General features: G+C 50.0%; 1 tRNA gene. It reads left to right on the top strand.

Annotation, left to right across the window (positions count from 1 at the left end):
• Positions 1-107 precede the first annotated feature (107 nt).
• A tRNA-Leu gene (locus I6E38_RS15200) sits at positions 108-189 on the top strand.
• Positions 190-294 lie beyond the last annotated feature (105 nt).

Raw genomic sequence — 294 nt, 5'->3', positions numbered from 1 at the left:
GCAATAGCTCAGTTGGTAGAGCACAACCTTGCCAAGGTTGGGGTCGCGAGTTCAAGTCTCGTTTGCCGCTCAAAGTTCTGAATAGATAAAGGCGCAAGTCTTGTTTTGCCCAGGTGGCGGAATTGGTAGACGCGCACGTTTCAGGTGCGTGTGTTTAACGACGTGCAGGTTCGAGTCCTGTTCTGGGCACTAACTATTCAGAACAATCACATAACTACATAATGGAGAGGTGGCGGAATTGGTAGACGCGCTACTTTGAGGGGGTAGTGACAATTGTGTCGTGGGAGTTCGAGT

It is taken from the genome of Leyella stercorea (genome assembly GCF_021531355.1).
Classification (GTDB): Bacteria; Bacteroidota; Bacteroidia; order Bacteroidales; family Bacteroidaceae; genus Prevotella.
The sequence above is the reverse complement of the archived record's forward strand: the minus strand, read 5'-3'. Positions and strand labels throughout refer to the sequence as shown.